The following is a 20,054-nucleotide window of genomic DNA, read 5'->3' on the forward strand; positions in this document are numbered from 1 at the left end:
AGGATCATTTCGTGATCTGCACGAAAACCTCATTGGGCTTGACCATGCCCAACTCCTGCCGGGCTCGCTCTTCGACCATTTCGAGCCCTTCCTTGAGGTCATTGACCTCGGATTCCAGTCGCTCGTTGGCCAGCGCGGCGCGCGCGTTGGCCTGCTTCTGCTCGGTGAGCTTTTCCTGCAGTTGCGCCACGTCGCGCACGCTGCCGCGCCCGGTCCACAGCTGCCACTGAATGATCAGCAGCAGCAGGACCAGGATGATCGGGACGATGCGGGAGCGCATGGCGCCTGATCCGCCAGACGATCAGCGAAGGTTGTAAAACGCAGCGCGGCCGGGGTAGACAGCCACGTCACCAAGGTCTTCTTCGATGCGCAGGAGCTGGTTGTACTTGGCCATGCGGTCCGAACGCGAGAGCGAGCCGGTCTTGATCTGGCCGGCATTGGTGCCCACGGCGATGTCGGCGATGGTGCTGTCTTCGGTTTCGCCCGAGCGGTGGCTGATCACGGCGGTGTAGCTCGCGCGCTTGGCCATCTCGATCGCGGCAAAGGTCTCGGTCAGCGTGCCGATCTGGTTGATCTTGATCAGGATCGAGTTGGCGATGCCCTTCTCGATGCCTTCCTGCAGGATCTTGGTGTTGGTGACGAACAGATCGTCGCCCACCAGCTGCACGCGCTTGCCGAGGCGTTCGGTCAGGAGCTTCCAGCCGTCCCAGTCGCCTTCGTGCATGCCGTCTTCGATGCTGATGATCGGGTACTTGTCGACCCAGCTCGACAGCATGTCGGTCCAGCTTTCGGCGGTGAGGCTCAGGTTTTCGCCCGAGAGGACGTACTTGCCATCCTTGTAGAACTCGCTTGCAGCGCAGTCGAGGCCCAGAGCGATCTGCTCGCCGGCGGTGTAGCCGGCCTTGTCGATCGCTTCGAGGATGAGCTGGATCGCGGCTTCGTGGCTTTCGACGCTGGGGGCAAAGCCGCCTTCGTCGCCCACTGCGGTGCTGATGCCGCGGTCGCCGAGGATCTTCTTGAGCGCATGGAACACTTCGGCCCCGTAGCGCAGCGACTCGCGGAAGCTCTTCGCGCCCACGGGAATGATCATGAATTCCTGCAGGTCGAGGCTGTTGTTGGCGTGAGCGCCGCCGTTGATGACGTTCATCATCGGCACCGGCAGCTGCATGCCGCCCATGCCGCCGAAGTAGCGGTACAGCGGCAGGCCGGATTCTTCAGCGGCCGCGCGGGCCACTGCTATCGACACGGCGAGGGTTGCGTTCGCGCCGAGGCGGCCCTTGTTGTCGGTGCCGTCGAGGTCGAGCAGCGTGCGGTCCAGGAAGGCCTGTTCGCTGGCGTCGAGGCCCAGCACGGCTTCCGAGATTTCGGTGTTGATGTTCTCGACGGCCTTGAGCACGCCTTTGCCGAGATAGCGGCTCTTGTCGCCATCGCGCAGTTCGATGGCTTCACGCGAGCCGGTCGATGCGCCCGAAGGCACGGCTGCGCGGCCCATGGTGCCCGATTCGAGCAGCACGTCGCATTCGACGGTGGGGTTGCCGCGGCTGTCGAGGATTTCGCGCCCGACGATATCTACGATTGCACTCATCTCTTTACTTTCTCCTGGGTCAAATACCTTCGACGACGATCATTCGCATGATCGCGGCGCCCTGGCGCGAAGCGCGCGCCTTGCTGTATTCGGGCGATGAATTGAATTTCTTGGCGGCCTCGACGTCCGGAAACTTGAGGATCACGATACGTTCAGGATGCCAGTCGCCCTCGAGGACTTCCACCTTGCCGCCACGCACGCAGACCTCGGCACCGTGCACCTTCATCGCTTCGGAGGACCACTTCTTGTAGTCCTCGTACTGCGTCGGATTGGTGACCTGGACGTTGGCGATGATGTAGGCGCTCATGCTTGAAAAGTGTCCTCTAGAAATGCGTTCTTCTTCGTGACGGTGTCGAGCGCGAGCAACGTCTCGAGCAGCGCCTTCATGTGCTTGAGCGGCACCGCGTTCGGGCCGTCGCTCAGTGCCTTGGCGGGGTCGGGGTGCGTTTCCATGAAGAGGCCCGCGACGCCCACGGCGACCGCGGCGCGCGACAGCACGGGCACCATCTCGCGCTGACCGCCGGAGCTTGTGCCTTGGCCACCCGGCAGCTGCACCGAGTGCGTGGCGTCGAACACCACCGGGGCGCCGGTCTCGCGCATGATCGCCAGCGAGCGCATGTCCGAGACGAGGTTGTTGTAGCCGAAGCTCGCACCGCGTTCGCAGGCCATGAAGTTGTCTTCTGGCAGGCCCTTTTCCTTGGCAGCCGCACGCGCCTTGTCGATCACGTTCTTCATGTCGTGCGGCGCGAGGAACTGGCCCTTCTTGATGTTGACCGGCTTGCCCGACTGCGCCACGGCGTGGATGAAATCGGTCTGGCGGCAGAGGAAGGCGGGCGTCTGCAGCACGTCGACCACCTTGGCAGCGGCGGTGATGTCGTCCTCGGTGTGGACGTCGGTCAGCACCGGCAGCCTGAGTTCGCGCTTGACGTTGGCGAGCACTTCCAGGCCGCGCTCACGGCCCGGACCGCGGAAGCTGGTGCCGGATGAGCGATTGGCCTTGTCGAAGCTGCTCTTGAAGATGAACGGGATTCCGAGCGAGGAAGTGATTTCCTTCAACGTGCCAGCCGTGTCCATCTGCAGCTGTTCGGATTCGACGACGCACGGACCCGCGATCAGGAAAAACGGCCTGTCCAGCCCGATGTCGAATCCGCAAAGCTTCATGCCACCACCTTCAGCGCCTTCTTGTCGGCGCCCTGGTGATCCAGAGCCGCCTTGATGAATGCGTTGAACAACGGATGACCGCTCCACGGCGTCGACTTGAACTCGGGGTGGAATTGCACGCCCATGTACCAGGGATGCACGCTCTGCGGCAGTTCGACGATTTCGGTGAGGTGCTCGCGTTGCGTGAGCGCGGAGATCACGAGGCCGGCGCGGCGCAGGTCGTCGAGGTAGTTGACGTTGGCTTCATAGCGATGGCGATGGCGCTCGGTGACGACGTCGCCGTAGATGCTGTGGGCCAGCGTGCCGGGCGCGACGTCGGAGCTTTGGGCGCCGAGGCGCATCGTGCCGCCGAGGTCAGACTTCTCGTCACGGGTCTTGACCGTGCCGTCGGCGTCCTTCCACTCGGTGATCAGCGCGATCACCGGGGTGGGCGTCTGTGGGTCGAACTCGGTGCTGTTCGCGTTCTTGAGTCCGGCCACATTGCGGGCGTATTCGATGGTCGCGACCTGCATGCCGAGGCAGATGCCGAGATACGGCACCTTGGTTTCGCGGGCGAAACGCGCCGCTGCGATCTTGCCTTCGACGCCGCGCTGGCCGAAGCCGCCGGGCACCAGGACCGCGTCGTACTTGCCGAGCCGCGCAACGTCCTGCGGCGTGATGGTCTCGGAGTCGACGTAGTCGATCTTCACGCGTGCATGGTTCTTCATGCCGGCGTGGCGCAGCGCCTCGTTCAGCGACTTGTAGCTGTCGGAGAGGTCGACGTACTTGCCGACCATTGCAATGGAGACTTCCTTCTGCGGATGCTCGACTTCGTACACGAGGTCGTCCCAGCGCTTGAGCTTGGCCGGCGGCGTGTTGATACGCAGCTTGTCGCAGATCAGGCCGTCGAGGCCCTGTTCGTGCAGCATGCGCGGCACCTTGTAGATGGTGTCGACGTCCCACATCGAGATCACGCCCCATTCGGGCACGTTCGAGAAGAGGGAGATCTTGGCGCGTTCGTCGTCCGGAATCGGGCGATCGGCGCGGCAAAGCAGTGCATCGGCCTGGATGCCGATCTCGCGCAGCTTCTGCGCGGTGTGCTGGGTCGGCTTGGTCTTGAGTTCGCCGGCAGCGGCGATCCACGGCACATAGCTCAGGTGCACGAAGGCCGAGTTGTTCGGGCCCAGGCGCAGGCTCATCTGGCGCACGGCTTCGAGGAAGGGCAGGGATTCGATGTCACCCACGGTGCCGCCGATTTCGACGATGGCGACGTCGACTTCATGAGCGGTGCCGATGCCGGCGCCGCGCTTGACGTATTCCTGGATTTCGTTGGTGATGTGCGGGATCACCTGCACCGTCTTGCCGAGGTAGTCGCCCCGGCGTTCCTTTTCGAGCACGGTCTTGTAGATCTGGCCCGTGGTGAAGTTGTTGGCGCGACGCATGCGCGTCGTGATGAAGCGCTCGTAGTGGCCCAGGTCGAGGTCGGTCTCGGCCCCGTCGTCGGTGACGAACACTTCGCCATGCTGGAACGGCGACATCGTGCCCGGATCGACGTTGATGTACGGGTCGAGTTTGATGAGGGTGACTTGGAGGCCGCGCGATTCAAGCAATGCGGCGAGGGAGGCGGAGGCGATTCCCTTGCCGAGGGAAGACACCACACCGCCGGTGACGAAGACGAATTTGGTCATGCCAGTTCCGGACGCAGATCCGGGAAGTGGGAAATGGGGATTGTAGAGGACGGCCACCCATTAAACTGGCCCGATGCAACAAGACCTCACGGGCAAACACATCGTTCTGGGACTGACGGGTGGGATCGCCTGCTACAAGTCGGCCGAGCTATGCCGGCTCCTGGTCAAGGCAGGCGCCACGGTGCAGGTCGTGATGACGGAAGCGGCAACACAGTTCATCACGCCGGTCACGATGCAGGCGTTGTCGGGGCGGCCTGTCTATACCTCCCAGTGGGATGCACGCGAGGCCAACAACATGCCCCACATCAACCTGAGCCGCGAGGCCGACGCGATCGTGCTGGCGCCGGCCAGTGCCGATTTCATCGCGCGGCTGGTTCAGGGCCGTTCCGACGAGCTGTTGAGCCTGATGTGCCTTGCGAGGCCGATCGACCGGGTTCCGCTCCTGATCGCGCCCGCCATGAACCGCGAAATGTGGAGCCACCCCGCCACCCAGCGCAATCTGCGCCAGGTCGATGCCGATGGCGCACGCGTGCTGGGTGTCGGCAATGGCTGGCAGGCCTGCGGCGAAACCGGCGACGGCCGCATGCTCGAAGCCGAGCAGCTCTTCGAGGAAATCGTCGCGCAGTTCCAGCCCAAGGTGCTCGCGGGCCAGCGCGTGGTGGTGACGGCCGGGCCGACCTTCGAGGCGCTCGATCCCATCCGGGGCATCACCAATCATTCGTCCGGGAAGATGGGCTTTTCGATTGCGCGCGCCGCGCGCGATGCTGGCGCGGAAGTCACGCTGGTTGCCGGCCCCGTGCATCTCCCGACCCCGCGCGGCGTGCAACGGGTCGATGTCAAGTCGGCCCAGGACATGCTCGAGGCGACGCTTCAGGCGGTGCAGTCTGCATCGATCTTCGTGGCGACGGCCGCCGTAGCCGATTGGCGCCCGGCCACGCACAGCGCGCAGAAGATCAAGAAGGACGGAAGCGGCAAGCCGCCCGTGCTGCATTTCGTCGAGAACGAAGACATCCTGCTCACCGTTGCGCAGGGCGCTCGCGCCAAGGGCGGTGAGCTTTTCTGTGTCGGCTTTGCCGCGGAGAGCGAAAACCTCGTGGAGCACGCCAAGGCCAAGCGCGAACGCAAGGGCATTCCGCTCCTGGTCGGCAACATCGGCCCGCTGACCTTCGGCCAGGACCACAACAGCCTGCTGCTGGTCGATGCCAAGGGCGTTCGCGAGTTGCCGCGCGCGCCCAAGCTCACGCTGGCACGGGAACTCGTGGCCGAGATCGCGGCGCGCGTGCCGGACTACGTGCGTTCGGCAAAGAAGCAATGAAATTTACAAACACTCAAGGACCCATTCAGTGAAAGTCGACGTTCGAATCCTCGATCCCCGCATGCAGGACCAGTTGCCTGCCTATGCCACGCCCGGAAGCGCCGGATTGGACCTGAGGGCTTGCCTCGAAGCGCCGATCACGCTCGAACCGAACGGCTGGCAGCTCGTGGGGACGGGCATCGCGATCCATCTTGCAGATCCGGGTTACGCGGCCCTGATCCTTCCGCGCTCTGGGTTGGGGCACAAGCACGGCATCGTGCTGGGCAATCTCGTGGGGCTGATCGATAGCGACTACCAGGGTGAGCTCAAGGTGAGCGCCTGGAACCGCAGTAACACGCCATTCGTGCTGCAGCCGATGGAGCGGCTGGCGCAATTGATGATCGTGCCGGTGGTGCAGGCGCAATTCCGCGTGGTGGCGGAATTCCCGCCGAGCGAACGCGGCGAGGGCGGCTACGGCTCGACCGGCAAGCACTGAAGCGGCGGGCGGGCGCGTAGGACGCTGCCCGCGACGCAATGCGCCTCCGTTTCGCGCGCGTAAAGACAGGAACCCGACGCCAGCCCGTTGCTCGAAAGTGTCAACATGTGACCGGTGTCATCGCATGCGTCGATCGTGCGTTGTCAGGTCCATGAGAGCGCGATTTCCAGCGCGCCATTTTTGAGAAAGCCATCCAACATGAAGATCTCGATTCGTCCCTTGGCCATCGCCGCTTCGGTCGTCGCACTTTCGGCTCTGACCGCGTGCGTGGCGCCGCAACCGGTCTATGAGACCGCCCGCTATCCCTACCAGCCGCCGCCGCAACAGATGGCGCCCGGTGCCTACGTGGAATACGGCCGTGTCGCCAACATCGAGGTGATCCAGAGCCAATCCTCGGGCGCGCCGACGAGCGGCGCCGGCGCGATTGCCGGTGGCGCTGTTGGCGGCGTGCTCGGCAACCAGATCGGCCATGGCAGCGGCCGCGCGGCGGCAACCGCGCTGGGGCTCGTGGGCGGTGCATTGCTGGGCAACAGCATCGAGGCGAACAACAACGCGCCGAGGACCTACCAGACCTACCGCGTGTCGGTCCAGACGGACAATGGCGGCTATCGCGCATTCGACGTGCCGTCGCCGGGCGATCTGCGCATCGGCGATCGCGTGGTCATCAACAACGGCCAGATTTCCCGCTACTGAGTGCGGGCGCACCATTGAAAAAGCCGGGCATTGCCCGGCTTTTTTGCGTCTGGCGTCGATCGCGTCAGTGGAGGAGGTCGTTGCCCGGCGCGGTCGTCGGAATCTTGAAGAAGCCGGTGCCTGCGGTACCGCGGCCGACTTCCTCTTCAGTCGCTTCGCGCACCGAGTTGACCGTGATGTCGAGACGGATCGCGATGCCCGCGAGCGGATGGTTGCCATCGAGCACGAGGTGCTCCGGGTAGATCTCGCTCACCGTGTAGAGCACGTCCTTCGGCATGTCCGGATTCACACCTTTGGGCAGGGCCGCGCCGTCGAAGGTCATGCCTTCCTCGACGCCTTCGGGAAAGAGCGAACGCGGCTCGAGAAAGAGCAACTGGTCATTGAAGTCGCCGAATGCCTGCTCGGGTTCGAGCTGAAGCTGCACGTTCGCGCCCGGCTCGTGGCCGAGGAGGGCTGCCTCGATGGCATCGAAGAGATCGTCGCCGCCGATGAGGAATTCAACCGGCTCGTCCAGCACGTCGAGCACTTCGCCGAGCGTGTCCTTGAGGGTCCAGGTGAGGCCGACCACGCATTGTTCAGAGATTTCCATACGAGAATTCTCCCATGGAGATTGATCAACCCTTGCCCCTGCTCGGCGGCCTGACCGCCCGGCAATTCATGCGTCGCCATTGGCAGAAGAAGCCGCTGCTGATTCGGCAGGCGATACCCGCGATGGTGCCACCAATCGCCCGCGGCGACCTGTTCGACCTGGCTGCGCGTGAGGATGTCGAGTCGCGCCTCATCCGGCACGGCAACAAGGGGTGGTCGCTGCGGCACGGCCCATTCGCCCGGCGCGCCTTGCCTTCGTTGCGCCAGGCCGAGTGGACGCTGCTGGTGCAGGGGGTCGACCTGCATCATCAAGGCGTACACGAGCTGCTTTCGCGTTTCCGGTTTGTGCCCGATGCGCGGCTCGACGATCTCATGATCAGCTATGCCAGCGATGGCGGCGGCGTGGGGCCGCACTTCGACAGCTATGACGTGTTTCTTCTGCAGGCGCACGGAACGCGCCGCTGGTCCATCGGGCGGCAGCGCGACCTGCGCCTCCAGCCGAACGTGCCGCTCAAGATTCTTGCGCAGTTCGAACCCGAAGAGACCTTTGTCCTGGAGCCGGGCGACATGCTGTATCTGCCGCCTCGCTACGCGCACGACGGCGTAGCGGTCGGCGGCGATTGCATGACCTATTCCATCGGCCTGCGTTCGCCGGCGGCTGCACCGCTGGGCGCGGATCTGCTGGCGCGCATCGCCGAGGCACGCGCCGACGAGCTTCAAGACGCCGTGGGACACGCGGCGGTGCACTACCGCGATCCTTCTCAGCCTGCATTGCAGAACCCCGCGGAGATGCCGTCGGCATTGCAGGCTTTCGCGCGCGACGCGGTGCTTGCCATCATGCGCGACGGCGACATGATCGACCGTGCGCTGGGCGAATCGATGACCGAGCCGAAGCCTACGGTCTGGTTCGACCAGGGCGAGCCGCTTTCGGAACTGAACGGCGTGGCACTCGACCGTCGCACGCGCATGTTGTACGACGCGCGTCATCTCTACATCAACGGAGAGAGCTTTCGCGCGTCGGGCCGCGATGCCAAGCTGATGCGTCGATTGGCGGATCAGCGCATGCTCGGTCCGCGCGACTTGGCAGGCGCGAGCGAAGATGCGCTGGCACTCCTCAGCGACTGGTGCGAAGCGGGGTGGCTGCATGCAGACTGAAGACGATTCACGTAACGAATTGCCTGAAGGTCCCTTCGACGGACGTCACGCCTTCGACGCGCATTTGCGCAGCGCGTTTGCCGCTGCTTCACGACAGAACTGGCGCGAGTTCGTGTGGAGCGATCCTGATTTCAGCGATTGGCCGCTCGGTGAACGCAGTGTCATCGATGCGCTGCAGGCATGGGCTTCGGCGGGCCGCCAACTCATCATGGTCGCGCAGCGTTTCGATGTGTTCGAGCGCGAACATGCGCGGTTCGTGCATTGGCGCAGGATGTGGGGGCACATCATCGATTGCCGCGTCTGCGATGGCCAGGGCATGCCGCAGGTTCCGAGTGCAATCTGGACGCCGTCATGGTTTCTTCACCGTATCGACATCGATCATGTGCGAGGCGTCTGTGGACGCAGTCCCGACAGTCGGCGTGCGGTGCGCGAGCGCATTGACGAGTGCCTTCGCCATGCGAAACCGGGCTTTCCGACTTCGACGTTGGGCTTGTAAGCCAATGCCGCGAATCGCACCTTGAAACAGCTTCACGTGAGGATGCAGGTCTAGAATTTTTTGACCGTGACCCTCACCAAAGGAGCCGTGAAATGAATAAGCACGTATTGCTTGCGTCGCTGGTCGCCGCTGCCGCGTTGACTGCATGCGGAAAGAAGGAAGAGCCTCCGCCGGCCGTCGTGGCACCGCCAGCCGCGCCTGCGCCGGCGCCGGCACCAGCTGCGCCTGCATCACCGTCATCGGACGCGACGACAACGACGCCGTCGCCCAACGCGCAGTCCGCACTCGATGCTGCGAATGCCGCGACCGAGGCTGCGAAGAAGCAGGCAGAGACGCCGCCGGCCAAGCCTTGAGCGCGTTGTCCGGATGAACAAAGGCCGCTCACGGGCGGCCTTTTGCTTTTCTCACCTGACTTGAAAAGTCAGACGTCGAGCCAGGGCGATCCGTCCGCGGCGTTGGCAGCGAGCATCTCGTCCTCTCGCGCGCCGAGTGCCTCGGCCATGATCCGGCGAACGATCTCCGGCTTGTTGTTCTGCTCGCTCAGATGCGCCGCGAGCACATGGCGAAGGCCGGCGTGTGTCACGGCGCGGGCAATCTCCGCTGCCGCTGTGTTCGACAGATGGCCATATTTGCCGCCGACGCGCTGCTTGAGAAAGGGTGGATACCGAGAGCCCGCGAGCATGTCGCTGTCGTGATTGAACTCGAGCAGCAATGCATCGAGGCCCATCAGGCGCGCGAGTACATGCGGTGTCGCGTGTCCGAGATCGGTCAGCACCCCGAGAGTGCGCGCGCCATCGGTACAACGCACTTGAAGGGGTTCGCGCGCGTCGTGCGGCACGGTGAAGGGTTGGACGAGCATGTCGCCAACCACGATGTCGGCGCCGTCATGCGCGAGATGAAGGCGCCCCTCGAAATCGCGCCCACCGGTCGCGAGCCAGGTGCCTTCGCTCATCCACACCGGAATGCGTTCGCGGCGCGACAGCGTGTGCGCGCAGCCGATGTGATCGGCGTGCTCGTGTGTGATGAAGACGGCGTCGATGTCAGCCGGCGAAAGACCGGCCCGTGCGAGCCTGACTTCGAGATGACGCAGCGTGAAGCCGCAATCGATCAGAAGCCGGGAGGTCCTGCCGCCGCTGGTCGCCTCGACCAGCGTGGCATTGCCCGTGCTGCCGCTGCCCAGGCTGCGGAAGCGCAGCATCGGTGGGCCTTTGCTCTTTACTTCAGATCGTCGGCGATGACCTGAACGATCCGCTTGGCGTTTGCCGAGCTGTCAGGTGCGCCCGAACCGTCGAGCACCGACACCGTGCTCGTGTTGCCCGAGCCCTTGACCTGGATTCGGAACTTGAGCGGACCTTCGGTCTTGCTCGAGCCGAAGGTGAACAGCTTGCCGAAGAAGCCCGGCTCGCTCTTGTTCGGGTTCGGCGGAACGTAGCGCACGAAGTAGGTGCCGGCAGAGCGGTCGCGGTCTTCCACGGTGAAGCCGGTGCGGTCGAGTGCCAGGCCGACGCGGCGCCATGCGCGCTCGAAGCCTTCGCTGATCTGAACCACGGGCTGGCCGTTGACGTCGGCGATTTTGGCGGTCTGGATGGGCGCGCCCGCCGCGACGAGGGCCTTGGACTGCTCTTGCGAAACGCCGAGCTTGACCATCAGGCGACGAAGGAACTCGGCCTCGAGCTCTGGGTCGCTCGGGCGCGGCTGCCACATCGTGGCGTCCTGGCGGGCCGTGCTGTAGACCTCCTGCATGCCGCGATGGCTGATGAAGATCTCGGTGCCGTTGGAGGTGCGCTCCATGCGCGTGCGGAAGCGGTCGAGCTCGCCGGTCGAATAGAGCGAATCCATGAACTTGCCGATTGTGCCGCGGATGATGTCCTGCGGGAGCTTGGCCCGGTTCTCGGCCCAGTCGGTTTCCATGATGCCGAGGTTGCGTTGCTCGGTGGTGATCAGGAAGCCGCTTTCCTGCCAGAAGTCCTTGACGGGATCCCAGAGCTGATCGGCGGGGCGGTTCACGACCAGCCAGCGCTGCGAGCCTGCGCGTTCCATGCGGACGTCGCCGATCGAAGAGGCGGCCGTCGGGACGCCCGGTGCATTGGCGAGGCCGGCCTGGTACGTGTTGGCCGACACCGCGCCGCCAGGGATGGCGTAGCGGTTGTCACGCGAGAGCTGCGACAGGTCGGGCGGCACTTCGAGTGTGGGTGCCTTGCCGGCGCTCTTGTAGTCGATCTTGTCGCTTTCGAGGGCCGAGCATGCCGCAAGGCTGACGACCACGGCCAGCAGTGCGAATCGCGAAATGGTGTTCAACGTCATCTTCTTTCTGGGAATGTCTAGCTCAATGGATGGGCTGCATCGCCCGCAGTTTCAGAGCGCAGTCCGAGCAAAAGGTTGCCCGCATTGGCGGACTGCGCGGTAAAGATGGATCAACCCTTGAGCAGACCGGTCGCTCGCAGCGCGGCTTCGACGGCCGGGCGGCTGGCTTCGGCGAGCTCGGTGAGTGGCAGGCGCAAAGCACTGCCGCACAGCCCGAGACGTGCCATGGCCCACTTGACGGGGATGGGATTGGGTTCAACGAAGAGGTTGCGATGCAGCGGCATGAGCTCGAACTGGATCTGCATGGCGCGCTTCACGTCGCCGGCGATGGCGGCCACGCACAGCTCGTGCATCTTGCGCGGCGCCACGTTGGCCGTGACGCTGATGTTGCCCTGGCCGCCGCACAGCATGAGCGCAACGGCCGTCGGGTCGTCGCCCGAATAAACGGCGAAGTTCTTCGGAACGTCGCGGATGAGCCATTGGGCGCGCTCGATGTTGCCAGTTGCTTCCTTGATGCCGATGATGCCGGGCACCTTCGCAAGGCGGAGCACCGTGTCGTGCGCCATATCGGCGACGGTGCGGCCGGGCACGTTGTAGAGCACGATCGGAAGGTCGCCCACTGCTTCGGCGATCGCCTTGAAGTGCTGGTACTGGCCTTCCTGCGTCGGCTTGTTGTAGTAGGGGACCACCTGCAGCTGGCAATCGGCGCCCACGCTCTTGGCGAACTTGGCCAGTTCGATGGCTTCCTTGGTGGAGTTGGCACCGCAGCCGGCCATGACGGGCACGCGGCCTTTGGCCTGCTCGACCGAGACGCGGATGATCTCGCAATGCTCTTCGACGTCGACCGTCGGTGACTCGCCGGTGGTGCCGACCACGCCGAGGCAGTCCGTGCCTTCGTCGATGTGCCAGTCGATCAGCCGGCGCAGGGCGGGATAGTCGACGCTGCCGTCGTCATGCATCGGCGTGACCAGTGCGACGATGCTGCCTGTGAGTTGCTCCAAGGGGAATCTCTTTGTCGGTGGACGAAAAGCGAACATTCTACTGATCCGCCGTTGCTTGCGGCTCAGGACCGCCCCGGGGGCCTAGAGGGCGGTCAGCGGGTGCCGGGGCGGCGAGACAGCCAAATCCGGGGTGGGGCGAACAGCGGCGATCCGCTGGACGAAGCGGTCGGGCCCGGCGAGGAAGCCGTCTTCGTAAGCGACCACTCGCAGGCCGGCGCAGGCGGTCAGCAATTCACCCGGCTGCAGGAGGAAATCGGGCCGGGAGGGCTTTCCGACCGTTTCGTTGCCCGCCGCGAAGGTTTCGTAGAGAAGAACGCCACCCGGCGCTACCGCCGTCACGATGTGGGGGAGCAGGGGACGCCACAGGTAGTTCGTGACGACCACGCCGCCGAACTTCTGGTCAGGGAAAGGCCATGGCCCGTTTTCGATATCGGCCAGGATCGTCTGTCCGTAGGCCGCCGCAGCGTCCAGCGCTTCCTGCGCGCGGTCGACACCGGTGGCCGCGTGACCCCGTTCGGCCGCGAAACGCATGTGCCGCCCCGACCCGCAAGCGACGTCCAGCACCGTGGCGCCCGGCGCCAGAAGGTGCCACCAGCGCTCGATCCATGGCGACGGCGCGACGGAAGCGTGGTTCAAAAGCAGGCCCAGAGCTGGTCGATCATCGTCACGACGAAGGCCGGCTGCGCATAAAGCGCGAAAACTCCGGCGAGCGCGATACCCCCCAATGCCAGCCAGCCGGCACGAGCTAAACCAGAAACCCCGCGGAACCGGCTTTTCCGGGCCGCCGGGGTTGCCCCCGGAAAGGGGGTGTCCGAGCCACACGAAGTGGGCGAGGCCGGGGGTGAGTTCATCACGCTGGCTGGGGAGCGGGGCGCGCGATGGCGCCTTCCTTGACCGGCAGGTTGATCAGCGCCGCGAACACGCCCAGGGCGATCGCGATGTACCAGACGATGTCGTAGCTGCCGGTGCGGTCGTAGAGATAGCCGCCCAGCCAGACACCCAGGAACGAACCGACCTGGTGGCTGAAGAACACGATTCCACCCAGCATCGAAAGATGCGCCACACCGAAGATCTGGGCGACGATCCCGCTGGTCAGCGGAACGGTGGACAGCCACAGGAAGCCCATCACCGCGGCGAATATGTAGACCGTAAGGGGCGAGATCGGCACGAGCAGGAACAGCGCGATCGCCACCGCCCGGGTGATGTAGATGGCAGCGAGCAGCTTGCGCTTGGCCAACCGCGCGCCCAGCGAGCCGGCGACATAGGTGCCGAAAACATTGAACAGCCCGATCAGCGCCAGCGCGTAGCTCGCCACTTCAGGTGACAGGCCCTTGTCGCGCAGGTAGCTGGGCATGTGCACGCCAATGAACACCACCTGGAAGCCACAGACGAAGTAACCGGCCGTCAGCAGCATGAAGCTCGGATAGCCGAAAGCTTCGCGGATTGCCTGACCGATAGTCTGGCTGCGCCGCACGGCCACCGAATCGTGCCGGGGTTCACGCAGCCCGAAGGCCAGCGGAATGATCATGAGCACCATGGCGGCGAGGACGACCAGCGCGGTTTGCCAGCCGAGCCGGGCAATGAGCTGCCCCTCCACCGGCACCATGAGGAACTGGCCGAAGGAGCCCGCCGCGGCCGCCACACCCATGGCCCAGGACCGTTTTTCGGCGGAGATCTGCCGGCCGATGACGCCGTAGATCACCGCATAGGTGGTGCCGGCCTGCGCCGCGCCGATCAGGACGCCGGCCGTCAGCGCGAACATGAAGGGCGTGGGCGAAAACGCCATGCCGAGCAGGCCCAGGCCGTACAGCACTGCTCCGGCGATGAGGACACGGAAGGCGCCCAGCTTGTCGGCCAGCATGCCGGCGAACACGCCGATCAGGCCCCAGGACAGGTTCTGCACCGCGATGGCGAACGAGAAAGCCTGCCGCGACCAGCCCTGTTCCTGCGTGATCGGCTGGAGCCAGAGCCCGAAGCCATGCCGGATACCCATCGACAGCGTGACGATCATGGCTCCGCAGACGAGGACCTGCTTGAGGCTGAGAGGCTGGCTGGCGGAGGGATTCATGGCGGGCAATGTACCGAAAACCCGCTTGCGGCGCCGGCCTGAGGCCAAAACCGATTATTGATATTTGCGCATCGAATTGATGAGGTGAAAGCAGCGGCTTGATCCGAGCGGCCGAATCGTCGCCCTAGAATCCCGCGCCATGGCAAGCAAGGAACCAGGCAGTTACGGCGAGGCGTCGATTCGCGTCCTCAAGGGCTTAGAGCCCGTCAAGCAGCGGCCGGGCATGTACACCCGGACCGACAACCCGCTTCACATCATTCAGGAAGTGCTGGATAACGCCGCCGACGAGGCGCTCGCGGGGTACGGCAAGAAGATCAAGGTCGTCATCCACACCGATGGGTCGGTGAGCGTGGAAGACGACGGCCGCGGCATTCCGTTTGGCCTCCATCCGGAGGAAAAGGCGCCGGTCATCGAATTGGTCTACACGCGGCTGCACGCGGGTGGCAAATTCGACAAGGGATCGGGCGGCGCGTACAGCTTCTCGGGCGGCCTGCATGGCGTGGGCGTCTCGGTGACCAATGCGCTGTCGAAGCGCCTCGAAGTCACTTCGTACCGCGAAGGCTCGGTCGCGCAGATCGCATTCGCAGCCGGCGACGTGGTCGACAAGCTCAAGGTGCGCCCGCAGGAAAGCGCGTCCGCATCCAACGGCGACGGCCCGCGCGACCGCCGGCAGGGCACCACGGTACGCGCCTGGCCTGACGCGAAGTATTTCGAGTCGCCGGCACTGCCGATCCACGAACTCACGCACCTCCTGCGCAGCAAGGCGGTGCTGATGCCCGGCGTCTCGGTCACGCTCCTGGTCGAAAAGACCAAGGAAACCCAGACCTGGCTCTACAAGGGCGGTCTGCGCGACTATTTGATGCAGACGCTCACCGGCGACCCGGTGATCCCGCTCTTCGACGGTTCGGGCCACGCCGACAAGAACGCCGACAACTTCGCCGAAGGCGAGGGCGCCGATTGGTGTGTCGCCTTTACCGAAGACGGCCAGCCGGTGCGCGAGAGTTATGTCAACCTGATCCCGACCAGCGCGGGCGGCACGCACGACAGCGGCTTGCGCGATGGTCTCTTCAATGCGGTCAAGAGCTTCATCGATCTGCATTCGCTGTTGCCCAAGGGCGTGAAGCTGCTGCCTGAAGACGTCTTCGCGCGCGCTTCGTACGTGCTGTCGGCCAAGGTGCTCGACCCGCAGTTCCAGGGCCAGATCAAGGAGCGGCTCAACTCACGCGACGCGGTGCGGCTGGTTTCCAGCTTCGTGCGTCCGGCGATGGAGTTGTGGCTCAACCAGCATGTGGACTACGGCAAGAAGCTCGCCGAACTCGCGATCAAGGCAGCGCAGACGCGCCAGCGCGCCGGCCAGAAGGTCGAGAAGCGCAAGGGCTCCGGCGTGGCCGTGCTGCCGGGCAAGCTCACCGATTGCGAAAGCCGCGATACGGCGCACAACGAGGTCTTCCTGGTCGAGGGCGATTCGGCCGGCGGCAGCGCCAAGATGGGCCGCGACAAGGAATGCCAGGCCATCCTGCCTTTGCGCGGCAAGGTGCTCAACACCTGGGAAGTCGAGCGCGACCGGCTTTTCGCGAACACCGAGATTCATGACATTTCGGTCGCGATCGGCGTCGATCCGCACGGTCCGGACGACACGCCTGATCTCTCGGGCCTGCGCTACGGAAAGATATGCATCCTGAGCGATGCCGACGTGGACGGCTCGCACATCCAGGTGCTGCTGCTCACGCTATTCTTCCGCCACTTCCCGAAGCTCATCGAAGCTGGGAATGTGTATGTGGCGAGGCCGCCGCTTTTCCGCGTCGATGCGCCTGCGCGTGGCAAGAAGCCCGCGTCGAAGGTCTATGCGCTGGATGAAGGCGAACTTACGGCCATCCTCGACAAGCTGCGCAAGGACGGCGTGCGCGAGAACGCATGGAGCATCAGCCGCTTCAAGGGCCTGGGCGAAATGAGTGCTGAGCAGTTGTGGGAAACCACGCTGAACCCGGACACCCGGCGCCTGCTGCAGGTGCGGCTCGGCCGTTTCGACGTGCAGGGCACGCAGGGCGAGATCACCAAGCTCATGGGCAAGGGCGAGGCAGCGGCGCGACGCGAGTTGATGGAACTGCGCGCCGACGACGTCGAGGTGGATATCTAGTTCGGGGCGCGAGCGCCTTGAACAATTTGTGACCGTACGGCCCACGTACGTTTACGCGTCGCGGGCATAGTGCCGCATGGCGAAATCGATGAGGTTTTCCGGATGGATCGTTGCGTTGCTTTCAGCCGTCGTGCTGGCGGCTTCGCCGCAAGCCGCCCGGGCGACGGACATCTTCGGCTACGTCGATGAGAAGGGCGTGGCGCATTTCGCGTCGGAAAAGGTCGACGAACGCTACCAATTGTTCTTCCGCGGCGGACAGAGCTTCGATACCGCGAGCGGCCTCGGGCGAGGAGGCGGCAGCCAGATGAACGGCAAGGTGCCACGCGCCTCGCAGGCGTTGGTCTCGATGTTCGAGGCGTCGCCGAGCTACAAGCCCGCGCAGGGCGCGATGCGCGAAGCCGCGCGCCGTCATTCGATCGACTACGAACTCCTGCAGGCTCTGATCGCGACCGAATCAGGCTTCGATGCGCAGGCCGTGTCCCCCAAGGGTGCGCTTGGCCTCATGCAGGTGATGCCTGCGACAGCGGAGCGCTATGGAGTGGCGGCCGACAAGCGCGCCTCCATCGAGAAAAAGCTCTTCGACCCGCGCGTCAATATCGCTACCGGCTCGCGCTACCTGCGCGATCTCATGGTGATGTTCCCCGGCGATCTCGAACTCGCCCTGGCTGCCTACAACGCCGGCGAAGGCGCGGTGCAGCGTGCAGGCAACAAGGTTCCCAACTACCGCGAGACGCAGAACTACGTCAGCACGGTGCTCCAGCTCTACGCCTATCTCAAGCCATCTGCGGCGATCGGGCGAGGCAAGGTGCCGACGCGCATCCGCATGGAAATGGGTGTGCCGGCGGGCGGTGCCCTCGGTCGTGGCAATATGCCGCCCGACGCGCGCAACCGTCCGGCCATTCCGGAATGGCCCGAGGGGTTGACAACCGCACCCAAAGAGCCAGCGCCGTGACCCGGCAGATTTCCTGAAGGGGTGGTCTCGCCGAAGCGAGCCGACCCGATATCTTTTTCACCTTCTTGTTTCCATGGACCAACCCACGCTCGATCTCCAGAGCCCCGAAGACGACGGCGCGCTGACGCTGGCCGACTACGCGCAGACCGCGTACCTCGAATACGCGCTGAGCGTCGTCAAGGGCCGCGCCTTGCCCGATGTGAGCGACGGCCAGAAGCCGGTGCAGCGACGCATCCTGTATTCGATGTCGCGCATGGGCCTGGGCTTCGGCGGCGCCAACGGCACCGTCGGCGCCAAGCCCGTGAAGAGCGCGCGCGTGGTCGGCGATGTGCTTGGCCGATTCCACCCGCACGGCGACCAGGCTGCGTACGACGCGCTGGTGCGTATGGCGCAGGATTTCTCGCAGCGCTATCCGCTGGTCGACGGCCAGGGCAACTTCGGCAGTCGCGACGGCGATGGCGCCGCGGCGATGCGCTACACCGAAGCACGCCTGTCGCGCATCACCAGCCTGCTGCTCGACGAGATCGACGAAGGCACGGTCGACTTCATCCCGAACTACGACGGTTCGACCGATGAGCCGCGCCTGCTGCCGGCTCGCCTGCCTTTCACACTGCTCAATGGCGCGAGCGGCATCGCGGTCGGCCTCGCGACGGAGATCCCGAGCCACAACCTGCGCGAAGTGGCCGATGCCTGCGTGGCGCTGATCAAGTCCAACGGCAAGCTCAGCGACGAAGAGCTGTTCACGCTTGTGCCGGGCCCCGACTATCCGGGCGGCGCGCAGATCATCAGCAGTGCGGCCGACATCGGCGAGGCCTATCGCACCGGTCGCGGCTCGCTCAAGGTGCGTGCGCGCTGGAAGATCGAGGAACTCGCTCGCGGCCAGTGGCAAGTGGTGGTCAACGAGTTGCCGCCGGGCGTGAGTTCGCAGAAGGTGCTCGAAGAGATCGAGGAGCTCACCAACCCGAAGGTACGCACGGGCAAGAAGGCGCTGACCGCCGAGCAGACACAGCTCAAGGCCGCGGTGCTCGCAGTGCTCGATGGCGTGCGCGACGAGTCGAGCAAGGATGCGCCGGTGCGCCTCGTGTTCGAGCCGAAGACGTCGCGCATCAGCCAGGAGGAATTCATCGGGACGCTTCTGGCGCAGACCTCGCTGGAGACTTCGTCGTCGATCAACCTCACGATGGTCGGCATCGATGGCAAGCCCACGCAGAAGTCGCTCCGGCAGATCCTCAACGAGTGGATCGCCTTCCGCGAGATCACCGTCGAGAAGCGCTCGCGGCATCGTCTCGGCAAGGTGCAGGACCGCATCCACATCCTCGAAGGGCGGCAGATCGTCCTGCTGAACATCGACGAGGTGATCGCGATCATCCGTGCATCGGACGAGCCCAAGGCCGCGCTGATCGCACGCTTCAACCTCAGCGACCGTCAGGCCGAGGACATCCTCGAAATCCGCTTGCGCCAGTTGGCACGCCTCGAGGCGATCAAGATCGAGCAGGAACTCAAGAGCCTGCGCGAAGAGCAGAAGAAGCTCGAAGACATCCTCGGCAGCCCGGCCGCACTGCGCCGCCTGCTGGTGAAGGAAATCGAAGCCGACGCCAAGAACTTCGAAGACCCGCGCCGCACGCTGATCCAGGCGGAGAAGCGCGCGGTCGCTGAAGTGCGCGTGGTCGACGAACCGGTGACGGTGATCGTGTCGCAGAAGGGCTGGGTCCGCACGCAGAAGGGCTGGGCCAGCGAGCGTGCGGCAGGGGCTGCGGCACCCGAGTACAGCTTCAAGTCCGGCGATGCGCTTTACGGCGCGTTCGAGTGCCGGTCGGTCGATACGCTGCTGGTCTTCGGCACCGCCAAGGACAAGAGCGTGCGCGTCTACAGCGTGCCGGTGGCATCGCTGCCGGGCGGCCGTGGCGACGGACAGCCGGTGACCACGCTGATCGATCTCGAAAGTGGCACGCATGTGGCGCACTACTTTGCGGGCCCACTGGGTGCGAACCTGCTGCTGTCGAGCAGCGGGGGCTACGGCTTCATCGCGGCGGTGGAGAACATGATCTCGCGCCAGAAGGGCGGCAAGGCTTTCGTCGACGTGGGCGAGGGCGAACAGCTCTGCCAGCCCTCGCTGGTTGGCGGTGCAGGTGGCGCTGAGCCGCTGCCGGCGGCCACGCATGTGTGCTGCGCATCCACTGGCGGACGCATCCTGACCTTCGAGATCGGCGAACTCAAGGCGCTGCCGAAGGGCGGTCGCGGATTGACGCTGATCGATCTCGAAGCCAAGGACACGCTCGCAGGTGCGGCGGCGTACACGCGCAGCGTGAGCATTGCGGGTGTCGGCCGCGGCGGCAAGGATCGCGAAGAGACGCTGGAGATCCGCTCGCTCAACAATGCGCGCACCGCGCGTGCGCGCAAGGGCAAGGCGGCCGACCTCGGATTCAAGCCGGCAAGCGTCACGCGCGTGCAGTAACG

At 64.8% G+C, this 20,054-nt stretch carries 20 protein-coding genes; 9 read left to right on the forward strand and 11 right to left on the reverse strand.

Annotated features, from left to right (window positions below; all coding sequences use genetic code 11):
- Window positions 1-4 precede the first annotated feature (4 nt).
- Genes ftsB through FHW64_RS11395 form a run of 5 tightly spaced genes read right to left on the reverse strand, consistent with a single transcriptional unit; the run spans window position 5 to window position 4,413 of the window.
- On the reverse strand, window positions 5-280 hold the full coding sequence (gene ftsB, locus FHW64_RS11375) for a cell division protein FtsB (protein WP_184526038.1): 276 nt from the start codon (window positions 278-280) through the stop codon (window positions 5-7).
- Window positions 281-301: 21 nt separating this feature from the next.
- Window positions 302-1,585 (reverse strand): phosphopyruvate hydratase, encoded by a 1,284-nt coding sequence (gene eno / locus FHW64_RS11380; RefSeq protein WP_184526040.1) that lies wholly within the window; start codon window positions 1,583-1,585, stop codon window positions 302-304.
- A gap of 19 nt (window positions 1,586-1,604) precedes the next feature.
- Window positions 1,605-1,892 carry a DUF1330 domain-containing protein gene (locus FHW64_RS11385; RefSeq protein WP_184526042.1) on the reverse strand — a complete coding sequence of 96 codons (288 nt, stop codon included), beginning with the start codon at window positions 1,890-1,892 and terminating at the stop codon, window positions 1,605-1,607.
- Window positions 1,889-2,746 (reverse strand): 3-deoxy-8-phosphooctulonate synthase, encoded by an 858-nt coding sequence (gene kdsA, locus FHW64_RS11390; RefSeq protein ID WP_184526044.1) that lies wholly within the window; start codon window positions 2,744-2,746, stop codon window positions 1,889-1,891. The genes FHW64_RS11385 and kdsA overlap by 4 nt, the downstream gene beginning before the upstream one ends.
- A complete protein-coding gene (locus FHW64_RS11395; RefSeq protein WP_184526045.1) occupies window positions 2,743-4,413 on the reverse strand; it encodes a CTP synthase in 1,671 nt (556 codons plus the stop codon). The genes kdsA and FHW64_RS11395 overlap by 4 nt, the downstream gene beginning before the upstream one ends.
- 73 nt (window positions 4,414-4,486) lie before the next feature.
- Here FHW64_RS11395 and coaBC point away from each other — a divergent pair, with 73 nt between their 5' ends.
- The 3 genes from coaBC (at window position 4,487) to FHW64_RS11410 (ending at window position 6,896) form a co-directional block, all read left to right on the forward strand.
- Entirely contained in the window at window positions 4,487-5,728 is a 1,242-nt protein-coding gene (coaBC, locus tag FHW64_RS11400; protein ID WP_184526047.1) for a bifunctional phosphopantothenoylcysteine decarboxylase/phosphopantothenate--cysteine ligase CoaBC, read from the forward strand.
- Between the two features lie 28 nt (window positions 5,729-5,756).
- Complete coding sequence (gene dut, locus FHW64_RS11405; RefSeq protein WP_184526049.1) at window positions 5,757-6,203, forward strand: dUTP diphosphatase; 447 nt, start codon at window positions 5,757-5,759, stop codon at window positions 6,201-6,203.
- 198 nt (window positions 6,204-6,401) lie between these two features.
- Entirely contained in the window at window positions 6,402-6,896 is a 495-nt protein-coding gene (locus tag FHW64_RS11410; protein WP_184526051.1) for a glycine zipper 2TM domain-containing protein, read from the forward strand.
- 64 nt (window positions 6,897-6,960) lie between these two features.
- Here the strand turns inward: FHW64_RS11410 and FHW64_RS11415 are convergent, their stop codons facing one another.
- Window positions 6,961-7,485, reverse strand: a complete 525-nt coding sequence (locus FHW64_RS11415) for a peptidylprolyl isomerase (RefSeq protein ID WP_184526053.1) — start codon at window positions 7,483-7,485, stop codon at window positions 6,961-6,963.
- A 14-nt stretch (window positions 7,486-7,499) separates the two neighbouring features.
- On the opposite strand from FHW64_RS11415, the gene FHW64_RS11420 reads away from it, so the two are divergent.
- From FHW64_RS11420 to FHW64_RS11430, 3 genes are all read left to right on the forward strand, one after another.
- Complete coding sequence (locus tag FHW64_RS11420; RefSeq protein ID WP_184526055.1) at window positions 7,500-8,639, forward strand: cupin domain-containing protein; 1,140 nt, start codon at window positions 7,500-7,502, stop codon at window positions 8,637-8,639.
- On the forward strand, window positions 8,629-9,135 hold the full coding sequence (locus FHW64_RS11425; RefSeq protein WP_184526057.1) for a hypothetical protein: 507 nt from the start codon (window positions 8,629-8,631) through the stop codon (window positions 9,133-9,135). Before FHW64_RS11420 ends, FHW64_RS11425 begins: the two co-directional genes overlap by 11 nt.
- 92 nt (window positions 9,136-9,227) lie before the next feature.
- Complete coding sequence (locus FHW64_RS11430) at window positions 9,228-9,488, forward strand: hypothetical protein (RefSeq protein WP_184526059.1); 261 nt, start codon at window positions 9,228-9,230, stop codon at window positions 9,486-9,488.
- Window positions 9,489-9,556: 68 nt separating this feature from the next.
- On the opposite strand, the gene FHW64_RS11435 is transcribed toward FHW64_RS11430, so the two are convergent.
- The 5 genes from FHW64_RS11435 to FHW64_RS11455 form a co-directional block, all read right to left on the reverse strand.
- On the reverse strand, window positions 9,557-10,333 hold the full coding sequence (locus FHW64_RS11435; RefSeq protein WP_184526061.1) for an MBL fold metallo-hydrolase: 777 nt from the start codon (window positions 10,331-10,333) through the stop codon (window positions 9,557-9,559).
- A 17-nt stretch (window positions 10,334-10,350) separates the two neighbouring features.
- Window positions 10,351-11,439, reverse strand: a complete 1,089-nt coding sequence (bamC, locus tag FHW64_RS11440) for an outer membrane protein assembly factor BamC (protein ID WP_184526063.1) — start codon at window positions 11,437-11,439, stop codon at window positions 10,351-10,353.
- 110 nt (window positions 11,440-11,549) lie between these two features.
- On the reverse strand, window positions 11,550-12,476 hold the full coding sequence (dapA, locus tag FHW64_RS11445; protein ID WP_184526065.1) for a 4-hydroxy-tetrahydrodipicolinate synthase: 927 nt from the start codon (window positions 12,474-12,476) through the stop codon (window positions 11,550-11,552).
- A 45-nt stretch (window positions 12,477-12,521) separates the two neighbouring features.
- Window positions 12,522-13,076: a class I SAM-dependent methyltransferase gene (locus tag FHW64_RS11450; protein WP_409350612.1), complete on the reverse strand. Its 555-nt coding sequence runs from the start codon at window positions 13,074-13,076 to the stop codon at window positions 12,522-12,524.
- Between the two features lie 214 nt (window positions 13,077-13,290).
- Window positions 13,291-14,508, reverse strand: coding sequence for an MFS transporter (locus FHW64_RS11455; RefSeq protein WP_184526067.1), 1,218 nt, complete (start codon window positions 14,506-14,508; stop codon window positions 13,291-13,293).
- 139 nt (window positions 14,509-14,647) lie between these two features.
- Here FHW64_RS11455 and FHW64_RS11460 point away from each other — a divergent pair, with 139 nt between their 5' ends.
- The 3 genes from FHW64_RS11460 to parC all read left to right on the forward strand — a co-directional run bounded on the left by FHW64_RS11460 (window position 14,648) and on the right by parC (window position 20,052).
- Complete coding sequence (locus tag FHW64_RS11460) at window positions 14,648-16,645, forward strand: DNA topoisomerase IV subunit B (RefSeq protein ID WP_184526069.1); 1,998 nt, start codon at window positions 14,648-14,650, stop codon at window positions 16,643-16,645.
- Window positions 16,646-16,733: 88 nt separating this feature from the next.
- The gene (locus FHW64_RS11465; protein ID WP_184526071.1) at window positions 16,734-17,597 is read left to right on the forward strand and encodes a lytic transglycosylase domain-containing protein; all 864 of its coding nucleotides are present in this window, start codon (window positions 16,734-16,736) and stop codon (window positions 17,595-17,597) included.
- Window positions 17,598-17,670: 73 nt separating this feature from the next.
- The gene (gene parC / locus FHW64_RS11470; protein ID WP_184526073.1) at window positions 17,671-20,052 is read left to right on the forward strand and encodes a DNA topoisomerase IV subunit A; all 2,382 of its coding nucleotides are present in this window, start codon (window positions 17,671-17,673) and stop codon (window positions 20,050-20,052) included.
- Window positions 20,053-20,054 lie beyond the last annotated feature (2 nt).

It is taken from the genome of Variovorax sp. Sphag1AA, from assembly GCF_014192575.1.
Taxonomy (GTDB): Bacteria; Pseudomonadota; Gammaproteobacteria; order Burkholderiales; family Burkholderiaceae_C; genus Variovorax.